12 protein-coding genes and 2 pseudogenes are annotated in these 14,182 nt (G+C 71.3%); 8 read left to right on the plus strand and 6 right to left on the minus strand.

From position 1 onward, the window contains the following. The 3 genes from ABZ079_RS00410 to ABZ079_RS00420 all read left to right on the plus strand — a co-directional run bounded on the left by ABZ079_RS00410 (position 1) and on the right by ABZ079_RS00420 (position 4,418). A complete protein-coding gene (locus ABZ079_RS00410; protein ID WP_356937133.1) occupies positions 1-1,332 on the plus strand; it encodes a protein phosphatase 2C domain-containing protein in 1,332 nt (443 codons plus the stop codon). A 138-nt stretch (positions 1,333-1,470) separates the two neighbouring features. After that, positions 1,471-2,802 (plus strand): VWA domain-containing protein, encoded by a 1,332-nt coding sequence (locus ABZ079_RS00415; protein ID WP_356937134.1) that lies wholly within the window; start codon positions 1,471-1,473, stop codon positions 2,800-2,802. A 56-nt stretch (positions 2,803-2,858) separates the two neighbouring features. Then, the gene (locus tag ABZ079_RS00420) at positions 2,859-4,418 is read left to right on the plus strand and encodes an FHA domain-containing protein (protein ID WP_356937135.1); all 1,560 of its coding nucleotides are present in this window, start codon (positions 2,859-2,861) and stop codon (positions 4,416-4,418) included. A 25-nt stretch (positions 4,419-4,443) separates the two neighbouring features. On the opposite strand, the gene ABZ079_RS00425 is transcribed toward ABZ079_RS00420, so the two are convergent. Continuing rightward, the gene (locus ABZ079_RS00425) at positions 4,444-5,421 is read right to left on the minus strand and encodes a methyltransferase domain-containing protein (RefSeq protein WP_356937136.1); all 978 of its coding nucleotides are present in this window, start codon (positions 5,419-5,421) and stop codon (positions 4,444-4,446) included. 88 nt (positions 5,422-5,509) lie between these two features. On the opposite strand from ABZ079_RS00425, the gene ABZ079_RS00430 reads away from it, so the two are divergent. Both ABZ079_RS00430 and ABZ079_RS00435 read left to right on the plus strand, forming a co-directional pair. After that, complete coding sequence (locus tag ABZ079_RS00430) at positions 5,510-5,914, plus strand: globin (RefSeq protein ID WP_356937137.1); 405 nt, start codon at positions 5,510-5,512, stop codon at positions 5,912-5,914. Positions 5,915-6,096: 182 nt separating this feature from the next. Then, positions 6,097-6,408 (plus strand): annotated as a pseudogene (locus ABZ079_RS00435) (ABC transporter ATP-binding protein); the annotation flags it as partial. 20 nt (positions 6,409-6,428) lie between these two features. Here ABZ079_RS00435 and ABZ079_RS00440 read toward each other — a convergent pair. The 3 genes from ABZ079_RS00440 to ettA are packed head-to-tail and all read right to left on the minus strand — an operon-like array spanning position 6,429 to position 9,202. Next, positions 6,429-7,106: a hypothetical protein gene (locus ABZ079_RS00440; protein ID WP_356937138.1), complete on the minus strand. Its 678-nt coding sequence runs from the start codon at positions 7,104-7,106 to the stop codon at positions 6,429-6,431. Further along, positions 7,103-7,531 (minus strand): thioesterase family protein, encoded by a 429-nt coding sequence (locus ABZ079_RS00445; protein ID WP_356937139.1) that lies wholly within the window; start codon positions 7,529-7,531, stop codon positions 7,103-7,105. The genes ABZ079_RS00440 and ABZ079_RS00445 overlap by 4 nt, the downstream gene beginning before the upstream one ends. A 6-nt stretch (positions 7,532-7,537) precedes the next feature. Then, positions 7,538-9,202: an energy-dependent translational throttle protein EttA gene (ettA, locus tag ABZ079_RS00450; RefSeq protein WP_356937140.1), complete on the minus strand. Its 1,665-nt coding sequence runs from the start codon at positions 9,200-9,202 to the stop codon at positions 7,538-7,540. A gap of 1,076 nt (positions 9,203-10,278) precedes the next feature. On the opposite strand from ettA, the gene ABZ079_RS00455 reads away from it, so the two are divergent. From ABZ079_RS00455 to ABZ079_RS00465, 3 genes and pseudogenes are all read left to right on the plus strand, one after another. Further along, positions 10,279-10,458: a hypothetical protein gene (locus tag ABZ079_RS00455; RefSeq protein WP_356937141.1), complete on the plus strand. Its 180-nt coding sequence runs from the start codon at positions 10,279-10,281 to the stop codon at positions 10,456-10,458. 14 nt (positions 10,459-10,472) lie between these two features. Continuing rightward, entirely contained in the window at positions 10,473-11,243 is a 771-nt protein-coding gene (locus tag ABZ079_RS00460; protein WP_356937142.1) for a DUF2637 domain-containing protein, read from the plus strand. Between the two features lie 213 nt (positions 11,244-11,456). Continuing rightward, positions 11,457-11,737, plus strand: a pseudogene (locus ABZ079_RS00465) (hypothetical protein); the annotation flags it as partial. Between the two features lie 186 nt (positions 11,738-11,923). Here the strand turns inward: ABZ079_RS00465 and ABZ079_RS00470 are convergent. Both ABZ079_RS00470 and ABZ079_RS00475 read right to left on the minus strand, forming a co-directional pair. Beyond that, on the minus strand, positions 11,924-13,279 hold the full coding sequence (locus ABZ079_RS00470) for a Cys-Gln thioester bond-forming surface protein (RefSeq protein WP_356937635.1): 1,356 nt from the start codon (positions 13,277-13,279) through the stop codon (positions 11,924-11,926). Between the two features lie 327 nt (positions 13,280-13,606). Next, positions 13,607-14,086 (minus strand): single-stranded DNA-binding protein, encoded by a 480-nt coding sequence (locus tag ABZ079_RS00475; protein ID WP_356937143.1) that lies wholly within the window; start codon positions 14,084-14,086, stop codon positions 13,607-13,609. Positions 14,087-14,182 lie beyond the last annotated feature (96 nt).

Consider the following 14,182-nt stretch of genomic DNA (forward strand, 5'->3'; position numbering starts at 1 on the left):
ATGTCGCAGATGCCCCAGCAGGCCGCACTGTCGAAGTGCCCGAGCTGCGCGGAGCCCGTCGAGTCGGGTGACCTCTTCTGCGGAGCGTGCGGTTACGACCTAACGGTGGTCCCCGCCCCGCCGCAGGACCATCCGACCCTCACCATGACCGGCTCCCCCGCGCCCGGGGACGGCGTGGAGTGGCCGGCCCCCGAGCCGCCCGGCTCCGGAAGCACCCCGCCCGCGGTGCATCTGCCGGTCGACCTGCCCGGCACGGACTCCGGCGGCAGGCCCCTGCACGCCGAGGAACCGGCCGCGCCCGGGGTCCGCTTCGACCGGCCCGCGGAGCCCGACGAGTACCCGCTGCAGGCGCCGGACCCGCGCGCGGCCGCCGACGTCGCCGCTACGGCCGCACCGGCCGGGCCGGCCGCCGATCCGGTCCAGGTCTGCGTGGCCTGCCGGGCGGGCCGGGTGGACAGCGACGGCTACTGCGAGAACTGCGGGCACGCCCAGCCCCGCGAACGCGACCACATGGAGCGGGAGTCGGGTCCGGTCGCCGCCGTCAGCGACCGGGGCCTGCGCCACCACCGCAACGAGGACGCCTTCGCCGTCGGCCACACCACGCTGCCCGACGGCACGTCCGCCGCCCTGGCCGTCGTCTGCGACGGCGTCTCCTCGGCGACCCGCCCCGACGACGCCTCCATGGCCGCCTCCCAGGCGGCCGGGGACACCCTGCTGGCCGCCCTGCCGCGGGGCACCCATCCGCAGCAGGCCATGCACGAGGCGATCGTCGCCGCCTCGCAGGCCGTCAACGCGCTCGCCGAGGAACCCGCCACGGCACGCGAGCAGGCCCCGCACCAGAACGCCCCGGCCTGCACGATCGTCGGCGCGATCGTCACCGACGGGCTGCTCGTCGTCGGCTGGGTCGGCGACAGCCGCGTCTACTGGGTGCCCGCCGACCGCGGCGCGCCCCCGGCCCGGCTGACCGAGGACGACTCCTGGGCCGCGCAGATGGTCGCCGCCGGGCTGATGAGCGAGGCCGAGGCGTACGCCGACGAACGCGCCCACGCGATCACCGGCTGGCTCGGCGCGGACGCCTACGAACTGGAGCCGCACACCGCTTCCTTCAAGCCGGACAGGCCCGGTGTCGTGGTGGTGTGCACCGACGGCCTGTGGAACTACGCCGAGACGGCCGAGGAGATGTGCGAGGTCGTACCCGCGGACGCGGTGACGCGTCCGCTGCACAGCGCCCGCGTGCTGGTCGGTCACGCCCTGGACGGCGGGGGCCACGACAACGTAACAGTGGCGGTCCTGCCGTTCCCGGCGCCGCCGCAGGGGGCAGTATCGGCCTGAGGCCGTACAAGACGGCATACCGAACGCCTTGCCAGAACGTCTGGTGGACGGGGAAGCCGCGGCGGGCCGGTGGGGACCGGTCCGTCCACACTCATCGCCTCGCGTCAGCGGGGCGCGCCAAGGGGGAGTCGATCAAGCATGGCCAATTTCGCGAAGCCGGACGTGCCGCGGTTCTCGGTGGACGTCTACCAGAACGAGTACCTGCCCGAGGGCGGCCGCGAGGTCAACGCCATCGTCACGGTGACGGCGACGGGCGGCGGCGCCGTCGCCCCGTCCGTGTACACACCGGGGCAGCGGCCGTCCGCCGCCGTGGCGCTCATGGTCGACTGCTCGGGTTCCATGGACTACCCGCCGACCAAGATGCGCAACGCCCGGGACGCCACGGCCGCCGCGATCGACACCCTGCGCGACGGCACCCACTTCGCGGTGATCGGCGGCACGCACGTGGCCGCGGAGGTCTACCCGGGCGGGGGGCGGCTCGCGGTCGCCGACGCCACCACCCGCGAGCAGGCCAGGCACGCGCTGCGCCGGCTCAGCGCGGGCGGGGGTACGGCCATCGGTACCTGGCTGCGGCTCGCCGACCGGCTGCTGTCCTCGGCGGACGTCACCATCCGGCACGGCATCCTGCTCACCGACGGCCGCAACGAGCACGAGTCGCCGCAGGACCTGAGGGCCACGCTGGACGCGTGCGCGGGACGGTTCACCTGTGACGCCCGGGGCGTGGGCACCGACTGGGAAGTGAAAGAAGTCACAGGGATCGCCTCCGCGCTGCTCGGCACCGCCGACATCGTCGCCGACCCGGCCGGCCTGGCCGCGGACTTCACGCGGATGATGGAGTCGGCGATGGGCAAGGAGGTCGCCGACGTCACCCTCCGGGTGTGGACGCCGGTCGGAGCCACCATCAAGTTCGTCAAGCAAGTCGCCCCCACCGTCGAGGACTTGACCGGCCGGCGCACCGAGGCCGGGCCGCGCGCCGGGGACTACCCCACCGGGTCCTGGGGCGACGAGTCCCGCGACTACCACCTGTGTGTGGAGGTTCCGCCGGCCGGGCTCGGCCAGGAGATGCTCGCCGCCCGGGTCTTCCTGGTCGTTCCGCAAACGGACGGAACGGTACAGAACCTCGGCGCACAGGGGCTCGTACGGGCCGTGTGGACCGACGACATGACGTCCTCCACCTCGATCAGTCCCCAAGTCGCTCACTACACCGGGCAGGCCGAACTGGCCCAAGCCATCCAGCAAGGCCTCGACCTTCGCAAAGCGGGTGATTTCGATGGAGCAACCGCCAAACTGGGGCGCGCGGTTCAGCTCGCGAGCGCCTCGGGCAACGCCGATACTGCGAAACTGCTTGCGAAGGTGGTGGACGTGGTCGACGCCGCGACAGGTACTGTGCGGTTGAAGACGAAGGTCGCGGAGGCCGATGAGATGACTCTGGAGACCCGGTCCACAAAGACTGTTCGTGTAAAGAAGTGACCCTGGAAGCGATTGAGCGATCCAGCCGGACCCTTAGGAGAAGGGGAAGCACCGACATGCCGACCTGCCCGAACGGACACCAGTCGGGTTCCGACGACTGGTGCGAGGTCTGCGGTCACCGCATGGCCGGTGCCGTACCTCCGCCCCCTCCGCCGCCGCCCGCCGGTGGCTACGGCTTCCCGCCGCCGCAGGGCACCCAGCCCGGCGGCCGCCCGCAGGCGTCGGGCGCGCCCGAGCCGGAGCTGTGCCCGCAGTGCCGTACGCCCCGCGAGGGCGGCGCGCCGTTCTGCGAGGAGTGCCGGTGGAACTTCCTGACCAACACGGCCACCTCCTACACCCCGGCCGCCCCGCGCCCGCCGCAGCCCCGCTTCGAGCCGCCGAGCGCGACGTACGGCGGCGGTGACCCGTACGAGTACCAGGGCTCTCGGCCCTCGCAGGTGAACCGGCCCGCCGAGCCGATCCCGTCCTTCGGCAGCGAGCCGTCGGGCCCGACGCCGTTCGGCGGCGACCGCGGACCGTCCGGCCCGCCGGCCCCACCGGGCCCCGCGGCTCCCCCGGGCCCGTCCGGCTTCGGCGGCGACCGGCGTCCGCCGGGACCCCCACCGGGCTTCGGTCAGGGACCGGGTCCCGGTGGCCCGTCCGGCTTCGGCGGCGGCCAGGGACAGGGCCCCGGGTCCGGCGGCCCCTCCGGATTCGGGGGCAATCCCGGTCAGGGCCCCGGCTTCGGCGGGGGTCCGGGACAGGGTCCCGGTGGTCCCTCCGGTCCGCCGTCCTTCGGCCGTGAGCCGTCCGGTCCCGGTGGCCCCACTCCGCCCGGCCGGCCCCAGGGTCCCGGCGTGCCCGGTCCCTCCGGCTTCGGCGGCGATCCCTCGCGTCCGGTACCGCCGCCGCCCGGCCCGACCCCGCCCGCCGGTCCCGGCGGCGCCGCACAGGCGTTCCAGCAGTCGGGACCGTCCGCTCCGCCCGCCTTCCCGCAGGAGACCGGCCGGCCCCCGGCCGGCGGTCCCCCCTCCGGTGGCCCGTCCTTCGGTAACCCGTCCTTCGGTGGCGGTGACGACGACTGGGTGCTCTCCCCGCCGTCGTCCACCGGCCCGTCCGGACAGGGACCGGGCCAGGGACCCGGCGGCCAGGGCGGCGGGTACGGCTACCCGCAGCCCGGTGGCACACAGGCCCCGGCCGGCCCCGGCTTCCCGCAGGCGCCGCAGCACCCGGCCACCTGGACCGCGACCGTCAGCCCGGACCGCGAGTACTTCATGGCGATGATGCAGCGTTCCGGCCCCGAGGCAGCGGGACTGAACCTGCCCGCGTACTCGCCCGAGCAGCAGCGCACGCTCTCCGGCAACCAGGTCACCATCGGCCGCCGCCGGCACTCCACCGGCGACACCCCCGACATCGACCTGTCGGTGCCGCCGGAGGACCCGGGCGTCTCGCACCAGCACGCGGTGCTGGTCCAGCAGCCGGACGGCAGCTGGGCGGTCGTCGACCAGAACTCGACGAACGGCACCACGGTCAACGGCTCGGAAGAACCGATCCAGCCGTTCGTCCCGGTCCCGCTGCGGGACGGCGACCGGGTGCACGTGGGCGCCTGGACGACGATCACCATCCGCCGGGGCTGAGCACGCGGGGAAGGGCCTCGGGTGATCAGGGGAGGGGCCAGAGGTACGGCCCCTCCGGGTCGTCCAGCCACGCCCAGACGTGCTCACCGGCGACCGTGACGCCGTACCGTCCGCGATCGGGTTCGCCCTCGCGCTCCCACAGTGCGTAGGCCCCCTGCGGCTCGAGGGTGCCCCGGGCCAGGGCGCACAGGAAGCGGAACAGGTCCTGCTCGCGGGCCCGGCCCGGCAGCCCGGCCAGGGACACCTCTTCCGGCTCCGTCCGGCCTTCGCCGCGCAGCGGTACGAAGTAGGCGGCCGAGGGCAGGAAGCGGCCCTCGGCGTGCTCCGCGTCCCGCACGGTGAGGGCCAGCAGGCCGGTGGCCAGCGGAGTCAGGACGCGGGCGCCGGGGCGGCACTGGGCCAGCCAGGCGCGCGGCACCGTGGGCAGCGCGCAGGTGGCGATGATCCGGTCGAAGGGGGCGCGTTCGGGTACCCCGCGCGCCCCGTCGCCGGTGACGACGACCGGGTGGTACCCGGCCGCGGCCAGGTGCTGCCGGGCCGACTCGGTGATCTCCGGTTCCAGGTCGATGGTGGTGACGAGGTCGTCGTCGCCGAGCCGGTGGGCGAGCAGGGCCGCGTTGTAGCCGGTGCCGGCGCCCACCTCCAGCACCCGGTCGCCCTCCTCGACCCGCAGTGCGACCAGCATCCGCGCCATCAGGGAGGGCTGGCTGCTGGAGGACAGCAGCTCGCCGTCCCGCAGCCGGGTGGCCAGCGGCACGTCCGCGTAGGCACCGCGCGCCCAGCGTTCCCGGGCCTCCCGCTCGGGGCTCTCGCCCCAGCGGCGCTCGTAGCCGCCCCGCCCGGCGACGTAGTAGTACGGCACGAACAGATGCCGGGGCACCGTCGCGAACGCCTCCCGCCACACCGGCTCCCCCGCCCAGGCCCCGTCGGCGTCGATCTCCCGCACCAGCGCGGCCCGCGCCGCGGCGGCCAGGCCGTCGATCCCGGTGTCATGGGCACCCATGGCTCCACAGTAGGGCGAGCCGCCGGTCCCGGTCCGCTCCGGTCCTAAGTCTTGAGTCCTGGGTCACCCGGTCTGAGACCATGGACGGGTGAAAGAGATTCGGCGCGGCACGCTTCAGGAGCAGACCTTCTACGAGCAGGTCGGCGGGGAGGACACCTTCCGCCGGCTGGTCCACCGTTTCTACGAGGGAGTCGCCGGGGACCCGATCCTGAAGCCGATGTACCCGGAGGAGGACCTGGGGCCGGCCGAGGAGCGGCTGACCCTGTTCCTGATCCAGTACTGGGGCGGCCCCACCACCTACAGCGAGAACCGCGGCCATCCCCGGCTGCGCATGCGGCACGCCCCGTTCACGGTGGACCGGGCGGCGCACGACGCCTGGCTGAAGCACATGCGGGTGGCCGTCGACGAGCTCGGCCTGTCCGAGGAGCACGAGCGGACGCTGTGGAACTACCTGACCTACGCCGCCGCGTCGATGGTGAACACCCCGGACTGATCACGGCGGGGGCGAGCGCACGGCCCCGCTACCGGGGTTGATCAGGGTCGCCCGTTCCACCCTGCTGATCGTCGCGCTGCAGCTCGCGCTGCTCGCCGGGTACGCGCTGCTGCTCGTGGCCCGGCCGCTCAGCAGAACGCGCCGACGGGACCCGGCCGTCGCGGGCCCGCGGCGCCTCCCGCGCGCGATTCCGCACCGCCGACGAGACCCTCGGCACCACGATCGTCATCGTCACCCACGACCAGGCGGTCGCGAGCGAGGTCCGCGGCACGGTGGCCATCCGCGACGGCAGCCCCTCCACCGAGGCTGCGGCGCAGCCGGATCGACGCCACGACCGGCCATGGACGGTCGTCGCCCGCGAGTACGCCGTGCTCGACCGCGCGGGCCGCCTGCAACTCCTCGCCGAGTACCTCCGCGCCCCGGACATGCGCGAGCGCGTGGCTCTGGAGCTGGAGTCCGATCACACCGGGGTATGGCCGGACGACACGGAATGAGACGGCAGCGTGAACGGCGCTCAGCGCACGCTGACGCCGAGGGACCCGAGCCCGGCCCGCCGGACGGCGACGGACCCGTACGGCGTACGCAGCCTGAGCCACGCCCCCGAGGAGAACAGCCCGGTGTCGGCCGGCTCGGCCCCCGGCCGCAGGAAGCCCAGGGACTGCGCCGCGTGCACGGCCCGCACCGGAAGCCCGGTCCGCCCGATCTCCCGGGACCAGATGTCCCGTCCGATCCGGTCCAGCTCCGCACGGATACGCTCCTCGGGCGCCAGCTCCTCCGTACGCGACCGGAACTCGGTGACCGCCGCGGCGACGGCCGCCCGCAGCGCGTCCGGGCCCGGCAGCCCCGGCTCCGGCTGCCAGCCGCCGCGCGGCGGCAGCACACCGGCCCATGGCGGACCGGTGACCGCGCCCGGAACGGCGGCGACGGCCGCCCGCTCGTCCACCGACTCCAGGAACTCACCGGCGGAGACGGTGACGTCGAGGGTGACGTCGAGCCCGTCCTCGTACGGCTTCGCCAGCCGCACCGCGCGCACCGCCAGCACCTCGAAGGACGGCGGCCGCCCGAAGACGGCGAGTGCCGTGCCGGCCGCCTGCAGGCGCACCGCGGCTCCACGGTCGTAGTGGAGCAGCCGGGAGAGGAAGGCGGCGAGGTCCGCCGCCTCCGTCTCGTCGGCGAGGTGCAGCACCGTCATGCGGCGACGGCCTCCCCCTCGGTCGTGGAGTCCTCGGCCGCGTCCGTGTACTCCTCGAGGAACTCGCGCTCCTCCGCGGTGATCCGCCGCGGCCGCTGGGCCTCGAAGTCGAACGGGACGATCACGGTCGAGGCCCGGACATAGACCAGGTCGCCGTCCTTCACCTCGTAGGAGAGAGTGAAGGACGCGGCCCTGATCTCGGTGACCCACAGCTCGATGTCCACGGGCTCGTGCCGGTGGACGAGCTGTCGCTTGTAGTCGATCTCATGGCGCGCCACCACGGACCCCTGCTTGAACTCCTTGTCCGGGCGGAACAGGAAGTTGATACGGGCCTCCTCCAGGTAGCGGAGGAACACCACGTTGTTGACGTGGCCGTACGCGTCCATGTCCGCCCAGCGCAACGGGCAGCGGTAGATGTGGCGCAAGATCGATCAGCCCCGGGTCAGCTTCTTGTAGGTGGCGCGGTGCGGACGCGCGGCGTCCGGGCCGAGCCGCTCGATCTTGTTCTTCTCGTACGACTCGAAGTTGCCCTCGAACCAGAACCACTTCGACTCACCCTCGTAGGCGAGGATGTGCGTCGCGACCCGGTCGAGGAACCACCGGTCGTGGGAGACGACGACGGCGCAGCCGGGGAACTCCAGCAGGGCGTTCTCCAGGCTGGACAGCGTCTCGACGTCCAGGTCGTTGGTGGGCTCGTCGAGGAGCAGCAGGTTGCCGCCCTGCTTCAGGGTCAGCGCCAGGTTCAGCCGGTTGCGCTCACCGCCGGAGAGGACACCGGCCGGCTTCTGCTGGTCCGGGCCCTTGAAGCCGAAGGCGGAGACGTACGCCCGCGAGGGCATCTCGACCTGGCCGACGTTGATGTAGTCGAGCTCGTCGGAGACAACGGCCCACAGCGTCTTCTTCGGATCGATGTTGGCGCGGGTCTGGTCGACGTACGAGATCTTGACGGTCTCGCCGACCTTGATGCTGCCGGAGTCGGGCGTCTCCAGCCCCTGGATCATCTTGAAGAGCGTGGTCTTGCCGGCGCCGTTCGGGCCGATGACGCCGACGATGCCGTTACGCGGCAGGGTGAAGGAGAGATCCTCGATGAGGACCTTCTCCCCGAAGGCCTTGTTGAGCTTGTCGACCTCGACGACGACGCTGCCCAGGCGCGGCCCCGGCGGGATCTGGATCTCCTCGAAGTCCAGTTTCCGCATCTTGTCGGCCTCGGCGGCCATCTCCTCGTAGCGGGCCAGACGCGCCTTGGACTTGGCCTGCCGCCCCTTGGCGTTGGAGCGCACCCACTCGAGCTCTTCCTTGAGGCGCTTCTGCCGCTTGGCGTCCTTCGCGCCCTCGACCTTGAGGCGGGCGGCCTTGGTCTCCAGGTACTTCGAGTAGTTGCCCTCGTACCCGTGCAGACGGCCGCGGTCGACCTCGCAGATCCACCCGGCGACGTTGTCCAGGAAGTACCGGTCGTGGGTCACGGCGACGACGGTGCCCTCGTACTTGGCGAGGTGCTGCTCCAGCCAGTTCACCGACTCGGCGTCGAGGTGGTTGGTGGGCTCGTCGAGGAGCAGCAGGTCGGGGGCCTCCAGCAGCAGCTTGCAGAGGGCCACGCGGCGCTTCTCACCACCGGAGAGGTTGGCGACCGGCCAGTCGCCGGGCGGGCAGCCGAGCGCGTCCATGGCCTGCTCGAGCTGGGCGTCCAGATCCCACGCGTTGGCGTGGTCCAGCTCCTCCTGCAGCTTGCCCATCTCGTCGAGCAGGGCGTCGGAGTAGTCGGTGGCCATCAGCTCGGCGATCTCGTTGAACCGGTCGAGCTTGCCCTTGATCCCGGCGACGCCCTCCTGGACGTTCTCCAGGACCGTCTTCTCCTCGTTCAGCGGGGGCTCCTGCAGCAGGATGCCGACGCTGTAGCCGGGCGAGAGGAACGCGTCACCGTTCGAGGGCTGCTCCAGCCCCGCCATGATCTTCAGCACGGTCGACTTACCGGCACCGTTCGGACCGACGACGCCGATCTTGGCACCCGGCAGGAAGTTCAGGGTGACGTCGTCGAGGATCACCTTGTCGCCGTGCGCTTTGCGCGCCTTGCGCATGGTGTAAATGAACTCAGCCAAGAGAAACCGTCCGGCAACTTGAAATCTGGCAGTGGGCAGATACACCCCATCTTGCCTGACGGCTACCGCTGAGGAGAAACCCATGCGGTCAGACAGCTCTGACCTGGGGCTTCGCCGGTGGTGGCGGTGGCTCGCCGAGAGACGCCTGCCACAGCCGGCCGGACCCTCACCTGATGGTTGCGGGCGTGCCAGAAGACCTCCCCGGCGGCGGTGGCCCCCGGGGCAGGTAGCCGCATCGCCTTCGGCATTGGCCGCGATCTCGGCCAGCGCGGCAGCGTCGCGCGCACCGTTCGGGCCCGCCGGGGACGCGCCCGAGAACTTCGACACGCGGTCGACTCGCCGCTCGTCCGGTCGGGTCGGCCGGGCCCCGCCGGAATGCCGGGCGGCGGACTCGACAGCGACCGGCAGGTCCGCCGGCCGTCCGTCATCCGCTCGGAGGGCACCCCGGTGGTTGGAGACCAAGGGAGGGAAGCGATCCGGCAGTTGAGCACTGATCCGCCATGGGCGAAGATGAGCTCATGAGTCGCGGTTTACTTCGTATCAGTGGACTGGCGGTGCTGATCTCAGGCATCGCGCTGGGTGCTTGGGTGGTCTTCGGGTCCCCGCACTACTGGGAGGGCACCGCAGTGCTTGGGCGCATGGCACTCGGCCTGGGATCTGTGTTGATGATCAGTAGTTCGCCACGGCTCATCTTCACCGACGCCCCTCAGGACGGGCCCAGCGGCGATGGAGCGTGAAGCGCGTCGACGGTCATCATGGGCCGGGCTTCCGGCACCGCGGACCACTACCGGTCGGCCGGCGATCCTATTTTACTGCTCAGGGGGATTTCAGAAGACAACCCGCTCGACTCATAACGTGCGGAGCGGGATGCAGATGGCATGAATTAAAAGACGCTCTCCTCAACGTTTCCCATACGGCACATTCACTCATTTGCCGCGCATCTGGGGGAGAGGGAGCGGCGTTAGCCGAATATGACGAAAGCAGGGTTTCGTGGCTTGCCTCATCGCGGCGCGAGGAAGGATAATCTGCCTGCGAGCCGTGATGTGACAGCGAGAAAATATACTTACCCGCCCGGTGTGGCACTCCCAGCGCTTGACGTGCGTGGCACCTTGCGCGGGGACGGCGCGCGAGTCGAACTCCAGGCCACCGAGTCACTGCTCCGAGAGTTCCTCGCGCTGCTGGAGGCCGCCCAGGAGGAACTCAATCAGCGGTGGAACGGCCAGCAGAACTCCGGCTGTCGCGCGGACCGCGCGTGACGGGGCGGATCTCCATGAATTACGACTATGCGGATCCCTCGTTTGTGCCGCGTGACTGGTATTCCGACGCATACCCCTACAGGTCGGGTACCGGCTGGCACGGTAGTCCTGTAGACGCCCTGCACTCAGGGACTCCCCTGGTTCCCCCCGACTCGGGCTGGGACCCGGTCGAGGAACTCGCCTATCTCTTGCAGGAGGCTGTTCCAGCGGAGCAGGCGGCCACGGTCCCGCCACCTCGCAGCGATCCGTCACCCGGCGCCGACTTCGCCGACCCGATGGAGAACCTGGCACAGATCACCGGTCAGTTGCCGCCCATCCAACGCTCTTCCACCGGGCATCGGAAGAGCCGTGTCCGGAAACTCCGACTCAAGTGGTTGGAGGCCGGCAGCTTCCTCATCGTCGCATTCGTTGCCGTCATCGTGGCGATGGTCAGTGTCTTCGGTGGCATGGTGGCCTACGAACCTCTGCAGAACATCACGTCCAGTTCGAAGAGCGGCACGATTCCCTGGTGGCCTACTCTCGTGTATGGCCCCTGGATGGTGGCCTCTCTCTCCGTTCTGCGAAGTGCCCTGCATCAGCGCCGAGCCGTGCACTCATGGTTCATCGTTCTGCTGTTCTCCTCCGTCGCCATGATGCTGTGTGTGGCTCAGGCCGACAGGACCTTCACCGGTATCGCCGGAGCCGCCCTTCCCGCCTTCGCGTCACTGGCATGCTTCCAGCAGCTCGTCCGGCAGATCACACTGACCATGCCGCCGCGGCAGGACACGCCTCGCCATCGCCGGTAGCGTCAGGCACGATGCTTCTGCCCACGCACGCCGTTGCCTGCGCGTCGGTGACGTTCGAGTCCGGATCGTGCCGTAGGCACTCATGCAACTGAGCATGCCCATGGCCCGGCCTCAGTGTGAGGATGCTGTTGGTTGATTCGGGCCCTCGCGTGACGTCGGTTCCCAAGACCCGGTTGTGGTCTTGGGAGCCGACGTCGTTTGGGGAGGGTGTCGATGTCGATGCGGCCGACAGGGCTGGGGGAGACTCCGGCGGAGACAGTGCGGGTGGCGCGGGCGGCCTTCCCGCGACTGGAAGTACGCACTCGGGCCGGAACTGGCCGATGCGGGGTTCGACTATTCGGTGCTGTCGGAGTTCCGCGACCGGCTCATCGGAGCGGACGGAGGCCGGGGAGATCGTGGACGCCGTGCTGGCAGCGGCCCGGCGGGACCTGATCGCCGTCCGGGGCCGTGCGCGGACCGACTCCACCCATGTGCTGTCCGCGGTGCGTGATGTGAAGCAGCTGGGCGGAGCGGTCGCCGGAAAGTGAGTAGGCGGGGCGAGGCCAGCTGCACGACGCGTTGCCGGCGCAACCCCCGGGCGGAAACCCGCCCAGCTGGACGCCCCGACCTGGGGGTTTTCACCGGGGGCGCCCGGCTCGGTGCTCGTTGTGGGCTGTCATGGCGGGCCCGGAGCGGCCCGGTCAGCCGCCCGTCTGCTCCCGGTTGCGCAGCAGGACCAGGACCGCGCCGCCGATGACGACCAGGCCGATGGCCAGGCCCGCGATCAGCGGGGTGATCGCGGAGCCGCCGGTGGCGGCCAGGTCGGTGGTGTCCGTGGCGGCGCCGCCCACCGTGGCCGGACTGGGCTGGTTGTGGAGCTGGGTGGTCTCGGTCGTGATCGTGCCCTGCGTCTTGCAGTCCAGGACGCCGGTGAAGCGGTGGCTGAAACCGTTGGGGCCGGTGATCGTGAAGTCGTAGGCCTGGTCCTCCTGGAGCGGGACGGTCACCGTACGGGAGGCGCCCGCGGGGATCGTGTGCTCGGTGCCCATCAGCTCGAAGGTGAACGGCTTGTCGCCCTTGTTGGCCGCGATGATGTCCACCCCGCCCTTGGCGCAGTTCTCCCGCGCCGACACCGCCGGTATCGCGCCCTTGGCCGCCCAGGTGGCCGTCGCCGTCGCGGAGACCGTGGACTCGCTGGAGCCGGCCAGGATCTGGGTCTGGCTGCGGCTGTCGGAGGCGAAGGCGCGGCCCACCGGCACGGTGGTGGACGCCTGCAGGGTCAGCTGGGCCGTGCCGTCCGCCGCGTCCTCGGGGATGTCGAAGTAGAGGCGGCTTCCGTCCTTCGCCGAGGTGAGGACCTTGCCGGTCTTGTCGATGATGCGCACACCGCTGGTGGCCGCGCCCGCCGGCGGGGTCACCGTGACCGCGCCCGCGTTGGTGTGCACGGTCACCGGTCCCAGCAGGTCACCCGGCCGACCGGATACCGCGGGCGGGTCCAGGGTGAGCGAGGCCTGCGGCTCGCCGAGGTTCCGGGCGCTCTTCTCCAGATAGTCGGCGAGCTTCTCCGCCTGCGGGTCGACGGCTTCGACCTTCGCACCATCCGAGTACCGCCAGATGGCCACCTGGGTGCCGGCCGCCGCATCCTGTTCGGTGAGAGTGCCCACGCCCGCCTGCCGGGCGAGCGCGGCGAAATCGTTGACCTGGGGATAGGAGTTCTGCAGGATCCAGCGGATCTTGCCGGCGTCGTCGTTGGCGCCGAGCGAGGTGCCGCTCCAGGGCGTCTCCTGGTACCGGGCGTCGCGCTGGGTCGGGTTGTGCAGGTCGACACAGTACGTCTGCAGGGTGCCGCCGCCGTCCACGGACATCTCGAACAGTCCCGCGGACACGCGCTGATCGCCGCCGTCGGCGTGGATCACGGCCTGGCCGTAGGTCTTGAGACCGCTGATCGTGGCCGTCGCCCCGCCCTGGGTCTGCGGTGTCCCGTCGGCCACGGCCGTACCGGCGCCGGACAGCACACCGGCCGCCACGAGGCCGGACACCGCGGTGGTGGCGGCCAGGCGGGCCGCCCCGGTGGACCGGCAGAACCCAGAGAGCGCAGCAAGCACAGAATTCCCCTTCGAGCAGGACCAGTTGGACGTGGGGGACGGTCCCACCAGCAGAATCGGCAGCCCCAAGGGGCACGCCCGGCATCCTATGGATCAGGCGGAGCCTCACCCGCCGGTCGGATCATCTGATGGCCGATCCGATCCGCAATCGTTATCGGGGGGTCCGTTCGCGAGTTCGGCTTATCGACAAATCGTCGGTGCGCAAGGGGTGTTCGGCACGGATTCGCCGATAAGCCGCAGCGCGGAGCGGAAGGGTGGCGGTGGCCCGTCTGCCTGACGTCACGTCACCGCCACTGGCGCCACGCTCGGTTGTACCGGCTCACGGTCTGTGGTGTCCGTGGGCGGCCGCGGCGTCTCCCAGTCCGGCTCGGGCCGGGCGGCCGTCTGCGACGGCTCCGGTTTGGCCGCGCGGTGGAAGACCGCGGTGCCGCGTGACAGGTCGTGGCCGATCGCCACCGCGTCGATGTCGGCGGACGCCCACTGCTGCTGCCCGTCCCGCACTTCCGTGCGCACCTTCAACCGGCCCTGCACGACGACCGGCTGGCCCACCTCCACCGACGCGGCCACGTTGACCGCGAGCTGGCGGTTGGCCCACACCGTGAAGAAATTGGTGTGTCCGTCCGTCCAGGCGCTCTTCTCCCGATCCCAGTAACGGGCGGTCACCGCCAGCCGGAACCGGGCTGACGGACCCGCCGGCAGTTCGCGGTACACCGGCGGGGTCGCCACGTTGCCCACCACGCAGACGATGGTCTCGTTCATGTCCTCGCTCCCCCTCCCCCGGCCGGTCCCTTCCGGCCGGGCGGACACGCGTACGGGCCCTTCCCGTACGACTGCGTCTGCCGTGCGGGTGCGTAC

This window comes from Streptomyces sp. NPDC006314, assembly GCF_040613075.1.
Taxonomy (GTDB): domain Bacteria; phylum Actinomycetota; class Actinomycetes; order Streptomycetales; family Streptomycetaceae; genus Streptomyces.

What these genes read in the sequence shown, in the direction of transcription:
- ABZ079_RS00415 (WP_356937134.1), top strand. Translation starts at nt 1,471, where the DNA reads ATGGCCAATTTCGCGAAGCCGGACGTGCCGCGGTTCTCGGTGGACGTC.
- ABZ079_RS00475 (WP_356937143.1), bottom strand. Translation starts at nt 14,086, where the DNA reads ATGAACGAGACCATCGTCTGCGTGGTGGGCAACGTGGCGACCCCGCCG.
- ABZ079_RS00425 (WP_356937136.1), bottom strand. Translation starts at nt 5,421, where the DNA reads ATGGGTGCCCATGACACCGGGATCGACGGCCTGGCCGCCGCGGCGCGG.
- ABZ079_RS00460 (WP_356937142.1), top strand. Translation starts at nt 10,473, where the DNA reads ATGAATTACGACTATGCGGATCCCTCGTTTGTGCCGCGTGACTGGTAT.
- ABZ079_RS00440 (WP_356937138.1), bottom strand. Translation starts at nt 7,106, where the DNA reads ATGACGGTGCTGCACCTCGCCGACGAGACGGAGGCGGCGGACCTCGCC.
- ABZ079_RS00420 (WP_356937135.1), top strand. Translation starts at nt 2,859, where the DNA reads ATGCCGACCTGCCCGAACGGACACCAGTCGGGTTCCGACGACTGGTGC.
- ABZ079_RS00410 (WP_356937133.1), top strand. Translation starts at nt 1, where the DNA reads ATGTCGCAGATGCCCCAGCAGGCCGCACTGTCGAAGTGCCCGAGCTGC.